The sequence below is a fragment of the Pseudomonas sp. NPDC088322 genome (genome assembly GCF_044740745.1).
GTDB classification, from domain to species: domain Bacteria; phylum Pseudomonadota; class Gammaproteobacteria; order Pseudomonadales; family Pseudomonadaceae; genus Aquipseudomonas; species Aquipseudomonas shirazensis.
Map to the genome: position 1 here is coordinate 1 of NZ_JBIURK010000011.1, position 15225 is coordinate 15225.

Sequence of the window (15225 nt, forward strand, 5' to 3'; positions counted from 1 at the left end):
TGGTAGTGTGGGGTCTCCCCATGTGAGAGTAGGTCATCGTCAAGATTCATTTCGCAAAACCCCTATCTGCGCGAGCAGGTAGGGGTTTTGTCTTTAAGTAGAGAGACTCAAGTTTCGCTGACACGTCTACCGACGGTTCGGCACACAGAATTTCTTGACGACAATAGAGCATTGGAACCACCTGATCCCATCCCGAACTCAGCAGTGAAACGATGCATCGCCGATGGTAGTGTGGGGTCTCCCCATGTGAGAGTAGGTCATCGTCAAGATTCAAATCCAAAGCCCCTGTCAGCGTTGCTGACAGGGGCTTTGTCTTTCTCGGCGGACTGCTTTGCTGTCAGGCCCCGGCCAAGACAACAGCCCAATAAAAAGGCCCGCTCCTGAATCCAGGAGCGGGCCTTTTGGCTTTCAGCCAGTGCGGTCAGAACTGATAGCTGACGGTAGCGCTGACATTGCGTTCCTCACCCATGTAGCAGTAGCTCAGGCTGGCACACGAAGCGATGTAGCTCTCATTGGTCAGGTTGTTGGCGTTAAGGCGCAGATCTACACCCTTGAGGCCGACCTTGCCCAGGTCGTAACCGATGGAAGCGTCGAACAAGGTGTAGGAGGGCACCTTCATGCTGTTTTCAGCATCTACCCAGCTGTACCCCACATAGCGCATGCCGCCGCCCAGTCTAAGGCCATCCAGAGCGCCCTGGCGGAAGTCGTAGTCGGCCCACAGCGAGAACATCTGCTTGGGCGCCTGCGTCGGCGAGTTGCCCTTGTTGTCTACAGTTGCCGCAGCCAGGCTAGGCATCGACTTGGCGTACTCGATGTCGGTGAAGGTGTAGCCACCCAGCAGCTTCAGGTTATCGGTCACCTGCACATGCGCTTCCAGTTCCAGGCCTTGTGAGCGCACCTGGCCTACTGCCCGGTAGAACTCCTCGTTGGGCTGTTTGGACGCAAGGTTTTCCTGTTCGATACGGAACACCGAGGCCGTGAACAGGTTGTCGCTACCCGGCGGCTGATACTTGACCCCGGCTTCCCACTGGGTGCCCTCGGTCGGCGCCAGAGGCCGGCCGTTCTGATCAGAAACGGTATTGGGGTTGAACGACTCGGAATAGCTCACATACGGAGCGATACCGTTTTCAAACAGGTAGAGCATGCCTGCGCGCGTAGTGAAGCTTGAACGGTCGTCACTGACCCGGGTGTCGCTGTCACGGTTTTCTTCGGAGACCTTGACCCAGTCCTGGCGCAGCCCCAGTGAAAAGCGCCACTGGTCGAGCTCGACCAGGTCCTGCAAGTACACACCGGTCTGCTGCAGGCGCCGCGTGTAGTTGTTTTCACCCAGTATCTGCAAGTTGCCGTTGCCGTACTGCGGGTTGGCCGCATTCAGGCTGTCGACGCTGCCATAGCGCCAGGCTACGTCGGCTTTACGCCGCTGATAGTCGGTACCCAGCAGCACCGTGTGCTTGGCCGCCCCGGTGAAGAATTCCGCCTGCAGCATGTTGTCGATGATGAACGAATGCAGGCGCTCGTCGCCGCCGGTGTAGGCCCGGTTCATGATGTTGCTGTCGGTCGCGCCCCAACCGGCGAAGTAGACTTGATCCATCGACACGTCGGAATCCTGGTAGCGGAAGTTCTGTCGAGCGGTGAACACATCGTTGAAACGGTGCTCCAGCTGATAACTGAACGACTGCTGGGTGCGTTCATAGTTGTCGATGCCCGGCTCACCCTCGAAGAAGTGATCTGACAGCCGCTGACCATTGCGCTTGTGCAGCACGCCAGAAGCGGGCAGGCCGCCGTGGTAGCCGCCGTTGGGATCTTTCTGCAGGTAGGCCTGCAAGGTCAGCGAAGTATCCTCGCTGAAGTCGATGCTGATCGCTGGGGCGATGGCGTAGCGTTCTTCCTTGTTGTGGTCGAACTGGGTGTCAGCCGAATCAGCAAGGCCGGTCAGGCGATAGGCAATGCGCTTGTCGTCATCCAGCGGCCCGCTCAAGTCAAAGCCCATGCCGCGCTGGCCTTGGGTGCCGACGGTTGCCTGAACCTGGTGGAAGGCCTCGAAGGTCGGTTTCTTGGTGGTCAGCGCAACCAGCCCGCCTGGCGAGCTGCGGCCGTAGAGCACCGAGGATGGTCCTTTGAGGATATCGATACGCTCGAGGAAATACGGATCGACCTGCATGGTGCTGTAGGTGCCGTTATCACCCATCGACTTCAAGCCGTCGACATAGATGTTATCCACCGAGCCATCGTTGAAGCCGCGCATGGCCACATAGTCATAGCGGTGGGTGGCGCCATAGGGGTTGGTCAGCACCCCGGGCGTGTAGCGCATGGCCTGGGCAACCGTCTGCGAGCCCTGGTCGTCCATTTGCTGGCGGGTAACCACTGACACCGACTGGGTGGTCTCCAGAATAGGCGTACTGGTCTTGGTGGCGATCTGGCTGTGGGTGGCGTTGTAGCCCTCCATGCTGCCTAGCGCGTTGCCGAGGGTGAAACCGCGTACATCGGTGTCAGGCAAGGCCAGCGCAGCGTCTGCGGCTTGCTCGCGCAGTACGTAGCGGCTGCCATCGCTGCTGTCAGCTTGCAGGCCCGTGCCGTTGAGCAACTGGCGCAGTGCCTGGTTGGTCGAGTACGCGCCTTGCAGGCCAGGTGACTGCAGCTCGGCAGTCAATTGCGGGGTGCTCGACAGTGTTATACCAGCCTGGCGAGCGAACTGATTGAGCACATCATCGAGGTTGCCGGCGGCGATGCTGTACTGCTGGGAGGCACTGGCGGTTTCTGCTGCCTGGCTCAGGGGCGCGACAGCGGCCATGCCCAATGCAGTGCCGAACAAGGCGGCGCGTATGGCTCTGCCTAGAAGGGCTGAATTCAAGACAGGTCGAAAATCATTCTCGTTGATGCGGTGTGGTGAACGCTGGCCGGGCATGAGGGATCCGTAGGCTGATTAAGGGCAGTTGATGGTGCTTACTGTCCAAGCCGGACGTGTCAGCGCTTCCCGCCAAAAAAACTGGCGTCAGGCTGCCCGCTCCAGCCGCACCCACCAGCGGGTGCGTTGATGCAGGCGCACCGGCAGCGTCTGCGGCAGTAGCTCAAGCAACGCATCGGTGTCTGCCAGGCGGTACACGCCGGACAAGCGCAGATCGGCCACGTCGTCGCTACAACTGAGGAACCCGGGTCGATAGCGGGCCACCTCGGCGACGAAGTCCGCCAGGCGCATGTTGCCAGTCACGATGAGGCCGTCAGCCCAGGCGGCCGCGTCCATGTCGGGCTGCTCGACCACGCGGGGCCCATGCGCGTCTATCGACCAGTGCTGGTCGCTGCCCAGCCAGTGCAGAGCAGATGGGCCAGGGCCATGCAGCGCTACTTGGCCGGCGCTGACATTCACCTGTGTACAGTCGTCACGCTGACGCACCGTAAAACGACCATTCACGCCTTCAAGCAAAGCGTCGCGCGTTTGCACCAGCAGCGGTCGGCCGTCGGCTTGAGCGTCGCTGCAGGTCAGCATCAGCTCGCCGTGGTTGAGGCGAATCAAGCGCTGGCGGGCATCAAAGGCAAGGTCGGCAGCGCTGCGTGTGTTGAGTTGCAGCAGCGAGCCGTCCGGCAGGGTGACGCTGCGCCGCTCGCCAGTGCCAGTGCTGTAGTCGGAACGCCAGTCAGTCAGCAATTGCAGGTCCTTGCTCAACCAGCTCGCGGAGCCAATCAGCGCAGCCCCCCCCAGTAGTTTCAGGGTCTGGCGCCGATGCAGGCGGCGCTCGCTGGTTTCCAGTGTATGCAGCGCCAGGCCTGCGCCGGGGATGGCGCGCAGGTCGAGATCCTGGTGCAGGCTGAGCACTCGCTGCCAGGCGCGCTCATGTTCCGGGTGGGCCTCGCGCCATTGTTCACACTTGCGCTGCAAACGCTGATCTGGCCCGCTTTCGCGCAGCCGCAGCATCCACTGGATCGCTTGTTTGACGACGGTTGCCGAAGGCTGCGCAGCGCTCATCGATCTATAGCTCGTCTTCGTAGCGCAGTTGATAGCAGTGGTAGAGCGCATCGGCGATGTAACGCTCGACCGAGCGCAGCGAGATGCCCATCTGCTCGGCAATCGCCTTGTGGCTGAGGCCTTCGCATTGGGCCAGCAGAAACGCACGGCGTACCTTCGGTTTGAGGCCGTCGAGCATGCGCGCAATACGCTCGAGCAACTCCAGCAGCAGCTCGCGAGTTTCTGCCGAGGGTGCCTGCGCTTCGGGCAAATGCGACAGCGCCTCGCAGTAGGCGCGAGCCAGTTCTTCGCGGCGCCAATGGTCGATGACCAGGCCGCGGGCGACTGTGCGCAGAAAGGCTCGTGGGGTATTCAGCTGCAACTGGTCGCGGCGCTGGAGCAGGCGCACGAAGGTATCTTGCGCCAAGTCAGCGGCATCGGCAGCGTTACCCAGCTTGCTCCGGAGCCAATTGTGCAACCAGCCGTGATGTTCGCTGTAGAGCGTGTGCACGGAGTCGTGAGAAGACATGAAGATACGCCGCCAGCACTGCTGCATGAATGATAATTAGTCTCATTGTTTGCGGTCAGCGCTGATTTTGCAACCGCAATGTCAGCTGCTCTGAGCATCCAGATAGCGGCGAATGGTACGGGCGCCTTTATTCAAATGCTCGGCGAGGATCTCGACCGCGTCATCCACCCGCTTTTCACTGGCTGCATCGACCAACGCGTTGTGATCATCCTGAGTGAGTTTGCCCAAGCCCATCGCAGACAGGTGAAAGCGCAGGAAGCGTTCTTCTTCATTGAGCTCGCTGTCGATCAAGCGCAGTAGTTTCTGATTGTGTGCCTTGCAGTACAGGCTCATGTGCAACAAACGATTGAGGCGGCCGATCTCGGCGTGTCCGGTCTGGTTTTCCAGTTGCTCGATGTAGCTGCGGGCGAGGGCGATATCGGTAGCCTCCAGCAGCGGAACCGACTGGCGCAGCGCCTCCGACTCAAGCAGCACACGCAGGGCGTAGCTGTCGACGGCATCCTCACCGATCAGCGGCGCAACCACCGCACCCTTGTGCATGACCACTTGCAGCAAACCCTGCGCTTCGAGTTGGCGCAGCGCCTCGCGCACGGGCATCCGGCTGACGCCGAACAGTGTCGCCAGCTCTTGCTGGCGCACGGCAGTGCCAGGAGGCAGGCGCCCGTCGATGATCGCGCTACGCAAGCGCTCTTCAATGACACTGCGAGCCAGATGTGCCGGGACTTGCTCAGTGCCAAGCACGGCAAACAACAGTTTGATTTTTTCGGCCACAGGGAGTCTGCCTCTACAACTGGCGGTACTGGATCCAATCAAGTTAGGGGCTTGCTGGAGGGGTGTCAAACCAGGGTGACAAAACAGTTTTGCCGCCCGTTTTGCGGGAGGCGGCTATGGTGAAGGAAGTCCATGCCGAGGGGAAGCCGGTGCGACGTTCGGGCTGTTATTGATTCAGCACGCAGTGATTGCAAGGTGCCATTGTCTTTTCCCGCCACAGGCCGCACCATCGCGGCTCCCGATTGGTCTGCACAGGTCTTCGCAGTGGCGATACCCAGCATGCTCAGTGTTGTCATGCGTCGGCTCGGCCTTGCTGCCTTGCTGGCATGCATGCTGCTGGGCGGCTTGCATGCGGATTGGGACTTTGCACAGATCAGCCAGCGGGCGCAAAAGCTATATGGGCCGCTAGGTGCAGGCAAGGAACGCATCGATGCCTGGCAGAACCTGCTGGCGACGCAACAACAGGGCAGTGAGCTGGAGCGTCTGCAAGTGGTCAACCGCTTCTTCAACCAGCAGTTGCGCTACACCGAGGATATCGACCTGTGGCATGAGGTTGATTACTGGGCTACCCCGATCCAGTCTCTGCTCAAAGGCGCTGGCGATTGCGAAGACTACGCCATCGCCAAGTACTTCAGCCTGCGGCGTATGGGCATTGCCAGTGACAAGCTGCGCATTACCTACGTCAAGGCATTACGCCAGAACCGCGCGCACATGGTCCTGACCTACTATGCCAACCCACAGGCGCAGCCGCTGGTACTGGACAGCCTGATGGATGCGATCAAGCCGGCCAGCCAGCGTACCGACCTGTTGCCGGTGTATTCCTTCAACGGTGAAGGGCTGTGGCTGACAGGCGCGGCGGGCAACAAGAAGGTCGGTGATACCAAGCGCCTGTCGCGCTGGCAGGATTTGCTGAAAAAAATGCAGGCCGAAGGCTTCCCGGCGGAGCCGGTCTACTGAAGGAGCACCGATGTCACTGTTCAAACAATTGCTGCTAGCCATTTGCTTGTTCCTCGTCGTTGCCTTCAGCGGCAGCTTCATGGTCAGCCTGGAAAGCTCACGTAGCCAGTATGTGAACCAGCTGCGTTCCCATGCTCAGGATGCGGCGACCGCCCTGGCCTTGTCGCTGACGCCGAATATCGACGACCCGGCGATGGTCGAGCTGATGGTCAGCTCGATTTTCGACAGTGGCTATTACTCCAGCATCAAGGTGGTCGACCTGCAGTCCAATGCGGTGTTGGTCGAGCGCCACGCCGAGCCTGACCGCGGCGGTGTCCCGGCCTGGTTCATCGGCATGATCGGCCTGGAGCCTGCGGGAGGTGACGCGATCGTCAGTCGTGGCTGGCAGCAGGCGGCGCGAGTCGAAGTGATCAGCCACCCGATGTTTGCCCTGGCCAAGCTGTGGCAGAGCGCGCTGGGCAGCCTGGGCTGGCTGTTGCTGTGTGGCGCGGTGAGTGCAGTGCTTGGCGCATTGCTGCTGCGCCGGCAACTGCGCCCGCTGGATTACATGGTCGAGCAGTCGCATGCGATCGCCCGGCGCGAATTCCTCAGCCTGCCCGAGCTGCCGCGCACCCCCGAGCTGCGCCGCGTGGTGCAGGCGATGAACCAGATGGTCGAGAAGCTCAAGGCGCTGTTCACCGAACAGGCCGAGCGCAGCGACAAGCTGCGGGCCGAGTCTTACCAGGACAGCCTGACCGGGCTGGCCAACCGGCGCTACTTCGAGATGCAACTGGCAGCCCGCGTCAGCAATATGGAAGAAGCCCGCGCCGGTTACCTGCTGTTGCTGCGGGTAATGGACCTGGCCGGCCTCAACGCACGCATGGGCGGCCAGCGCACCGACCAGTTGCTGCAGGCAGTAGGTGAGCAGCTACGCCGCACCTGTGCCAGCTTCCCGCAGACCAATGACCTGATCACCCGTAGCCGCGGCGGTGAGTTTGCCGTGCTGGCGCCGGGCATGGTCCACGAAGAAGCGATCCAGCTGGCCCAGGCGCTGGAAGCTACCCTGCACAGCCTGCACGAAACAGGGGCCAGTGACGTCGACCCAGTTGCCTGCATTGGCCTGGCGCCCTACAGCCCCGGTGATGCGCCGCAGGCGCTGCTGAAACTTGCCGACGAAGCGTTGGCCCGTGCCGAGAGTCAGCCGGCACCCGGTTGGGTGTGCCTGGAGCAGGGCGTCGCTGCTCAGGCTGCAGACAGCCATCATGCCTGGCATGCGCGGTTGGATCAGGCCCTGAGCGGCGGCCAGTTCGAGCTGTACTTCCAGCCCGTGGTCGCCAGCGAGGCGCCTGCACAGATCCTCCATTACAAAGTGATCTCGCGGCTGCATGACGAGCAGGGCGAGGCGCTGGCGGCGGGCCGCTTCCTGCCCTGGCTGGAGCGCTTCGGTTGGGTGCCACGGCTTGACCTGCTGGTGCTGGAGAAAGTCCTCAAGCATGTGCAAGGTCATCAGGAGTCGCTGTCGCTGAGCCTGTCGGCTGCAACCCTGGCCGACCCGCAATCGCTGCAGCGGGTGTTTGATCTGCTGGCCCAGCATCGTGCCCTGGGGTCGCGGCTGACCTTTGAACTGGCTGAAGAGCAATTGCCCGATCAGGCCGCCCTGGAGCAGCTGACCCGCCGCCTGCATGCACTGGGCTTCGGCCTGGCGCTGCAACGCTTCGGTGGTCGTTTCAGCATGATCGGCAACCTTGCCCATCTCGGCCTGGCCTATCTGAAGATCGACGGCAGCTATATCCGCAGCATCGATCGCGAGCAGCACAAACGCCTGTTCATCGAGGCCATTCAGCGTGCGGCGCACAGCATCGACCTGCCGCTGATTGCCGAGCGGGTCGAGACCGAGGGTGAGTTGCAGGTACTGCGCGAGATGGGCGTGCAGGGTATTCAGGGGCAACTGGTGGGTGAGCCCGCGCCCTGGCGTTGACGACCGGGGCCGCTGCTGGCCCCTCAGATCAAGCCGCTGGTGTCGTCATCGTCGATCAGGCTGTTCAGGCTGCCCAGCGACTTGCGCGCTGTGGAGCGGTTGAGCAGCTTGGACTGCGCGCCTGCCGGCAGGTCGGTGATGCTGAGTACGCCCTTGGTGGTCAGTACTTCGATCAGGTCTTCGAGCACACGGATCATGTCCAGGTCGCTCTGTTTGAGCTGCTTCAGGCTGTTTTCAACCTGATCGCCAGCAAACCACTCCTGGATTTCGGCGCTGTCTGCAGGGACCATCTCGTGGTACTGCTCGAACTCGGCGGCTTCCACCCGCAACAGCTGGCCCTTTTCGTCGCGTTGCACGTAGAACATGATCTGCCTCCGGTTGTCCTGAATCCCTGCCCTGACTAGCCAGCATAGGCAACAAGGCCCACTTGAGCTAACTGCTCGCGTGGGCCTGCGTTGTTGCGGCTACCGATCAGCGCTCGCGCAACGCCTCTGCACGAGCTTTGACAATCGGTTTGAGCAGGTAGCTCATGATGGTTTTCTTGCCGGTCATGATGTCGACCGTGGCAACCATCCCCGGGATGATCAACAGCGGCTTCTCGTCGGTACCCAGATGACTGCGGTCGGTGCGCAGGCGGATCAGGTAGTAGGTGGTCTTCTTGTCTTCGTCGGTGATGGTGTCGGCGCCGATCTGCTCCAGCTTGGCCTTGAGCCCGCCGTATACGGTGTAGTCGTAGGCGGTGAACTTGACCGTGGCTTCCTGGCCCGGGTGGAGGAAGGCGATGTCCTTGGGCAGGATCTTCGCCTCGACCACCAGGGTATCGTCCAGCGGCACGATCTCGACGATATCGCTGCCAGGCTGGATCACGCCGCCGATGGTATTGACCAGCAGCTGCTTGACGATGCCACGCACTGGCGAGGTCACCAGAGTACGGTTGACACGGTCATCCAGGGCCTTGCTGGTGGCGGTAGCCTTGCTCAGCTCGGTGCGCGCCTCGTTCAGCTGAGTCAGCGCGTCACTGCGGAACTTGCCCCGGGTCTCTTCGATCTTGCTCTGCACTTCCTTGATCGCCGCTTCAGCGCGCGGTATCGCCAGCGTAGTGGCGTCCAACTGGCCGCGAACCTCGACTTCCGAGCGGCGCAGACGCAGCACCTCGACCTGAGACACTGCACCCTGGGCCACCAAAGGCTCGGACATGCCGATCTCCTGACGCAGCAGCTGCAGGCTGTTGGCGTACTGGGCACGCTTGGAGGTGAACTCGCGCAGCTCTTGCTGGCGCTGGACCAATTGCTGCTCGAGGCCGCCGATTTCATCGCGCAATTGCTGGCGGCGGCTCTGGAACAGCGACTCTTCGTTGCTCGCCTGTTGCGGTGCGGCTTTGCGCAGAACATCGTCGATCTGCAGCGCACGGTCTTCGATCTCGGCGTTCAAGCGCTCGACCCGCATGGCCATGGCCAGGCGGTCGGCTTCGGTCTCGCCGACGTTGGAGGCGAAGCGGGTCTCGTCCAGACGCAGCAAAGGTTGGCCGATCTCGACGATCTGCCCTTCCTTGGCGAAGATCTCGGAAACGATGCCGCCTTCCAAGTTCTGGATCTTCTGCAGCTTGGACGACGGGATGGCCTTGCCTTCACCGCGGGTCACTTCATCGATGTGGGCAAAGCTGGCCCAGAGGATCAGGAACAGGAAAAACGCGATCACCCCCCAGATGGTCATGCGCACCACCCGCGGTGCATCCTCGACCAGCGACTTGCGCACTTCTGGCAAAGGCGCGCCGGCCAACGACTCCGAACCTTTGAAGTAGCGGCGCAAGCTATCTTTGAAGCCGTTTATATCCAACTTACGCGACACTGATCTGCCCCTTTTTCAGCGCATCCATGACCGAGGCTTTCGGGCCGTCGGCAACTACTTGTCCACGGTCGATCACGATCAGCCGGTCGACCAGCGACAGCAGCGAGGCGCGGTGGGTGACCAGAACCACGGTCTTGTGTTCGATAACCGCCTGCAAGCGCTGCTTGAGGCGCTCTTCGCCAGTGTTGTCCATGGCGCTGGTAGGCTCGTCGAGCAGCAGGATCTGCGGGTTGAGCAGCAATGCCCGGCCTAGGGTAACGTTCTGCCGCTGGCCGCCGGACAGGTTTTGCCCGCGCTCGCCAACCTGCAGCTCGTAACCGTCCGGGTGCAGCCTGGCGAATTCGTGTACTCCGGACAGCTCAGCCGCCTGCAGGATCAGTTCGTCCTCGACATAGCGCGCACCGCTGACCAGGTTGTCGCGCAAGGTGCCGGCCAGCAGCTGGATATCCTGCGGCACGTAACCGATGTTGTGGCGCAGCTCGCTGACGTCGATCTGGCGGATGTCCACGCCATCGACCAGCAGCGAACCGTTGTCTGCTTCGTAGAGGCCGACGATCAGCTTGGCCAGCGAGCTCTTGCCCGAGCCGCTGCGGCCGATGATGCCGATTTTCTCGCCCGGGCGGATGTTCAGGTTGATGCCCTTGAGCGCCTGGTTCTGCTGGTTCGGGTAGGTGAAGTCGACCCCGCGGAACTCGATCGAGCCCTGCAGTACCTGGCGGCTCAGCGGGCGCTCTTCGAAATTGCGCTCCTGCGGCAGGTCCATCATCTGGTCGGTAGCGACCATGGTTACCCTGGCCTGCTGATAACGTGCCAGCAAGCCGTTGAGCTGGCCCAGCGGGCCCAGTGCACGGCCGCTGAGCATGTAGCAGGCCACCAGGCCGCCCATGCTCAGGTTGCCATCGATGATCTGGTAGACGCCCACGCAGATCAGCGCCACGCCTGCCAGTTGCTGGATCAGCATGGTGATATTCATTGCCAGGCCCGACAGCACCTTGACCCGCAGCTCGAGGCGGCTGAGGGTGCCCAGGGTCTGCTCCCACATGTACTGGCGCTCGCTCTCGGCATTGTTGACCTTGACCGCATCGAGGCCGGCGAGGGTTTCGATCAGGCTCGACTGGCGCTCGGAGGCTAGCGCCATGGTCCGCTCCATGGTCGACATCAAAGGCTTCTGCAGCGCATAGCCAATGCCCAATGCCAGCGGGAAGGCAATGATCGGGATCCACACCAGGTGGCCGCCGAGCATGGCGATGACGATCAGGATCAGAATGGTGAACGGCAGGTCGATCAGGCTGGTCAGGGTCAGCGAGGCGAGGAAGTCACGCAGGCTCTGAAACTCGTGGATGTTCTGGGCGAAGCTGCCCACCCGTGCCGGGCGATGCTTCATCGACATGCCAACGATGCGCTCGAACAGCGTGGCCGACACGATCAAGTCGGTTTTCTTGCCGGCCAGGTCCAGGCACAGGCTGCGCAGCAACTTGAGCACCAGGTCGAACACGTAGGCACCCGCAATGCCGATGGCCAGCACCCACAAGGTCGAGGTGGCCTGGTTGGGTACGACCCGGTCGTAGACGTTCATCACGAACAACGGTGCAGCCAGAGCGATGATGTTGATCACCAGGCTGGCGGCGATTGCATCGATGTACAGCCACTTGCTGCGTAGCAGCGTGTCGCGGAACCACGAGCGGGTACGCGGGATCAGGTTGCCGTGAGTAACGTCGAATTTGTGCTGTGGCTGGGCAAAGAAGACCTTGCCACTGTAGTCACCCAGTAGCGCCTCGCGGCTGACCAGGACTTCGCCACCGTCGCTCTCGCTGAGCAGCAGACGCGCAGTGTCGTCGTTTTCCCAGCCCAGCAGAACTGCGCTGCGCCCTTCGTTGAGCAGCAACATGGCTGGCATGGCAATGGCCGGGATCTGCTCCAGCTTGCGTTGCAACAGGCGCCCTTGCAGGCCGGCCCTAGCGGCGGCGCGCGGCAGCAGCTCGGCGTTCAGGCGCTGGGACGGCAAGGGCAGCCCGGTGGTCAACATCGCCCGGCTGGCTGGCTTCTGGTGCAGGACACACAGGGTCAGCAGGCTATCCAGTAGAGGATCGTCATGCTGGCTGCGTGGATCGTGACTGAGTTGGACTCGACTGACTTCGGATTCCACGCGGCGCTCTCTTCAGACCTTGCGGTGTTTGGGACGATGCCCACCTTGGCTCTCGGCCGGGCGGTGCACATGCGGTTTGATGTCATTTTGCACTGATGGCCATGGGCGCGACCACCCCGTGGCTTCAATACGGCGGGCTGGTGACTACAGCGCTGACCCATGTTTCGCTTGAAAACAGTCGATTTACCAGTGGGTTAGCGGTTCAGCACCCTTTACGTGCTATCGGCTGAAGACTGGAAATCTTTCATTTTTGGCTGTTGGATAATGCAGTTTTTTCAGCCGATTCAGGTGTGAAGCTGGCATGACCAGTGCTTGTAATCGGCAGCACCTTATAGCAGTCAAAACAATGGCTCTTTTTTTATTTTTTCATTGTTTGCAAAGCTTGTTCCAAATCATCTGCAGGGGTGTCTTTCCCTGTTATCCGTCAGGCTCCAAGGCTTCGTAATTCGGGGGCTAAGCGCTTTTTGAGAGGGGGACTTGAAGCAGCTGACGGGCGGTGAAAATATCAATGTGACATTACCCGCGTGATTGTTTAGGATGACGCAGTTTCGGTCAATACTTTGGCATATGCTTAATAGCTAAAAGTAATAGACATATATTTGACGTCAAAAAGTTATATTCATAGTTACTCAGCATTAGCAGCAATTTTCGTCTGCTAGGCATGAAGCCAACAGAATGGCTAGATCCGGAGAGTCCAATGAGCAGTGTTGTTGCCATCGTCAAAAGCATTGTTGGCCAGGTCATCGCGGTATCCCCAGAGGGCTTTCGTCGCGTTCTGATTGAAGGCGACCGTCTGATGGCGGGCGAGCAAGTCCTGACCGGCCCAGGTGGCGCGGTAACTCTGGAGCTGGCCGATGGCCGCATGCTCGACCTGGGCCGCGACTCGCAATGGAGTGCGGACACTCCGGACAGCAGCGCCGATCTGAGTCAGGCCACCGCACAGGCAGCGCCCTCGGTCGAAGAACTGCAGCAAGCCATCGCCGCTGGCGCCGACCCGACCACCGAGCTTGAAGCAACGGCGGCGGGCCCGACTGCGGCCGGTAATGGCGGCGCGGCTGGCGGCGGTCACTCCTTTGTGATGCTTGAGGAGACTGCAGGCGCGGTCGACCCGACTATTGGTTTCCCGACTGGCCCGATCGGCTTCCAGACGCTTGCTGCCGACCTGGAGCCAGGCGCTGTCGATACCAATGTCAACGATGGCACCACGACTGATCCTGGCGTAACTCCGCCGGTGACCACGCCGGTTACCACCGGGGTGACACTGACGGCTACGCCTTCGATCACCGAGGCGGGTGGCGTCATCGTTTACACCGCGACCGTTGGCCAACCGCCGCTGACCGACCTGACCGTTACTCTCTCCAATGGCCAGGTCATCATCATCGGTGCAGGCCAGACCACCGGCACTGTCAATGTCCCGATCGCGCCTAACGATACCCCTTACATCGACGGCAGCGAGATTTCCGTCACCATCACCGGCACCACCGGTGGTGGTTTGGTCGTTGTGCCGAACCCAACCCCGGCGGTCACCCAGATCGTCGACACCATTGACACCACAACGGTATCGGTGACCGCCCAGCCTGCGAAGGAAGGTGACCCTAACCTCACCTTCAACTTCCAGCTGAGCAACCCGCCTCAGGCCGGCAGCACCACGACGCTGACCGTCAGCGTCGGTGGCACTAACTACACCGTCAGCATTGGCGCCGATGGCAAGGGCACCCTTCAGGTGCCGAACACCAACGTTGAAGACGTTTACAAAGACGGCAGCGAAGTCACTGCAACCGTCACTGCTGTGAACGGTGGCAACTTCGAAGCAGTCGATCTGACTGGCGCGACCACCACGGTTGCTGTCCAGGACACCATCGACACCACGACGGTGGCTGTTACTGCCGAGCCAGCTAAGGAGGGTGATGCCAACCTCACCTTCAACTTCCAGCTGAGCAATCCGCCGCAAGCGGGCAGTGCCACTAGCCTGACCGTTAACGTTGGTGGCACGATCTACACCGTTAATGTAGACACATCCGGCAAAGGCACCTTGCTGGTGCCCAACACCAACGCCGCCGACGCATACATCGACCCTAGCCAAGTGACCGCGACCGTCACTGAAGTGAGGGGCGGTAATTTTGAGGCCGTTGACCTCTCCGGAGCTACGGCTACAGTAACTGTCGAAGACATTATCCAAACCACCACTGTTGTAGTCTCGGCTGAGCCAGCGAAAGAAGGTGATGCGAATCTCACCTTCAACTTCCAGCTGAGCAATCCACCTCAAGCCGGCAGCCCCACCACGATCACCGTTAACGTCGGTGGCACCAATTACACCGTCGATATCGATGCGTCTGGTAAAGGTACCTTGCTGGTACCAAATACCAACGGCGCTGACGTCTACATTGATCCAAGTAAAGTCACCGCAACTGTCACCGAGGTGAACGGCGGTAACTTCGTGGCTGTAGACCTGGCTGGCGCAACCACCACGGTCACTGTCGAAGACACCATCGACACTACGACCGTTGCTGTAACAGCTGTGCCGACGAAGGAAGGTGACGCCAACCTGACGTTCAACTTCCAGCTGAGCAATCCGCCTCAAGCCGGCAGCACCACCACACTGACCGTGAACGTCGGTGGCACCAATTACACCGTTGATATCGACGCTTCGGGCAAAGGCACCTTACTGGTGCCAAACACCAACGGCGCTGATGTCTACATTGATCCAAGCAAAGTCACTGCGACCGTCACAGAAGTGAACGGCGGTAACTTCGAGGCAGTTGACCTGAGTGGTGCAACCACCACCGTCACCGTCGAAGACACCATCGACACCACCACTGTTGCTGTAACAGCTGTACCGGCGAAGGAAGGTGATGCCAACCTGACGTTCAACTTCCAGCTGAGCAACCCGCCTCAGGCTGGCAGCAGCACCACCCTGACCGTTAATGTCGGTGGCACCAATTACACCGTTGATATCGATGCTTCGGGTAAAGGCACCTTGCTGGTGCCAAACACCAACGGCGCTGATGTCTACATTGATCCAAGCAAAGTCACTGCGACCGTCACAGAAGTGAACGGCGGTAACTTCGAGGCAGTTG

The 15225-nt window shown here is 60.8% G+C and carries 10 protein-coding genes and 1 rRNA gene; 4 read left to right on the forward strand and 7 right to left on the reverse strand.

Going from position 1 to position 15225, the window contains the following annotated elements; translation table 11 throughout:
- Positions 1–153: 153 nt before the first annotated feature.
- Positions 154–269 (forward strand): 5S ribosomal RNA (gene rrf, locus ACIOAU_RS23505).
- Between the two features lie 152 nt (positions 270–421).
- On the opposite strand, the gene ACIOAU_RS23510 is transcribed toward rrf, so the two are convergent.
- The 4 genes from ACIOAU_RS23510 to ACIOAU_RS23525 all read right to left on the reverse strand — a co-directional run bounded on the left by ACIOAU_RS23510 (position 422) and on the right by ACIOAU_RS23525 (position 5240).
- A complete protein-coding gene (locus ACIOAU_RS23510) occupies positions 422–2791 on the reverse strand; it encodes a TonB-dependent siderophore receptor (RefSeq protein ID WP_401184854.1) in 2370 nt (789 codons plus the stop codon).
- A 201-nt stretch (positions 2792–2992) separates the two neighbouring features.
- Positions 2993–3961: a FecR domain-containing protein gene (locus ACIOAU_RS23515; protein ID WP_259078982.1), complete on the reverse strand. Its 969-nt coding sequence runs from the start codon at positions 3959–3961 to the stop codon at positions 2993–2995.
- A gap of 4 nt (positions 3962–3965) precedes the next feature.
- On the reverse strand, positions 3966–4469 hold the full coding sequence (locus ACIOAU_RS23520) for a sigma-70 family RNA polymerase sigma factor (protein ID WP_312391287.1): 504 nt from the start codon (positions 4467–4469) through the stop codon (positions 3966–3968).
- A gap of 81 nt (positions 4470–4550) precedes the next feature.
- A complete protein-coding gene (locus ACIOAU_RS23525) occupies positions 4551–5240 on the reverse strand; it encodes a GntR family transcriptional regulator (protein WP_401184856.1) in 690 nt (229 codons plus the stop codon).
- A 195-nt stretch (positions 5241–5435) separates the two neighbouring features.
- On the opposite strand from ACIOAU_RS23525, the gene lapG reads away from it, so the two are divergent.
- On the forward strand, positions 5436–6197 hold the full coding sequence (lapG, locus tag ACIOAU_RS23530) for a cysteine protease LapG (RefSeq protein WP_224785603.1): 762 nt from the start codon (positions 5436–5438) through the stop codon (positions 6195–6197).
- Positions 6198–6207: 10 nt separating this feature from the next.
- On the forward strand, positions 6208–8154 hold the full coding sequence (gene lapD / locus ACIOAU_RS23535; RefSeq protein ID WP_401184858.1) for a cyclic di-GMP receptor LapD: 1947 nt from the start codon (positions 6208–6210) through the stop codon (positions 8152–8154).
- Between the two features lie 23 nt (positions 8155–8177).
- Here the strand turns inward: lapD and ACIOAU_RS23540 are convergent, their stop codons facing one another.
- From ACIOAU_RS23540 to ACIOAU_RS23550, 3 genes are all read right to left on the reverse strand, one after another.
- Positions 8178–8519, reverse strand: a complete 342-nt coding sequence (locus tag ACIOAU_RS23540; protein WP_150571566.1) for a tryptophan synthase subunit beta — start codon at positions 8517–8519, stop codon at positions 8178–8180.
- A gap of 106 nt (positions 8520–8625) precedes the next feature.
- Complete coding sequence (locus ACIOAU_RS23545) at positions 8626–10002, reverse strand: HlyD family type I secretion periplasmic adaptor subunit (RefSeq protein WP_101322661.1); 1377 nt, start codon at positions 10000–10002, stop codon at positions 8626–8628.
- Positions 9992–12148, reverse strand: coding sequence for a type I secretion system permease/ATPase (locus tag ACIOAU_RS23550; protein ID WP_101322660.1), 2157 nt, complete (start codon positions 12146–12148; stop codon positions 9992–9994). The genes ACIOAU_RS23545 and ACIOAU_RS23550 overlap by 11 nt, the downstream gene beginning before the upstream one ends.
- 697 nt (positions 12149–12845) lie before the next feature.
- On the opposite strand from ACIOAU_RS23550, the gene ACIOAU_RS23555 reads away from it, so the two are divergent.
- Positions 12846–15225: retention module-containing protein (locus ACIOAU_RS23555; protein WP_401184861.1), on the forward strand; the 2380-nt coding region annotated here is incomplete at its 3' end.

Coding starts and splice junctions, on each gene's coding strand:
- ACIOAU_RS23510 (WP_401184854.1), bottom strand. CDS start 2,791: ATGGCCGCTGTCGCGCCCCTGAGCCAGGCAGCAGAAACCGCCAGTGCC.
- ACIOAU_RS23515 (WP_259078982.1), bottom strand. CDS start 3,961: ATGAGCGCTGCGCAGCCTTCGGCAACCGTCGTCAAACAAGCGATCCAG.
- ACIOAU_RS23520 (WP_312391287.1), bottom strand. CDS start 4,469: ATGTCTTCTCACGACTCCGTGCACACGCTCTACAGCGAACATCACGGC.
- lapD (WP_401184858.1), top strand. CDS start 6,208: ATGTCACTGTTCAAACAATTGCTGCTAGCCATTTGCTTGTTCCTCGTC.
- ACIOAU_RS23540 (WP_150571566.1), bottom strand. CDS start 8,519: ATGTTCTACGTGCAACGCGACGAAAAGGGCCAGCTGTTGCGGGTGGAA.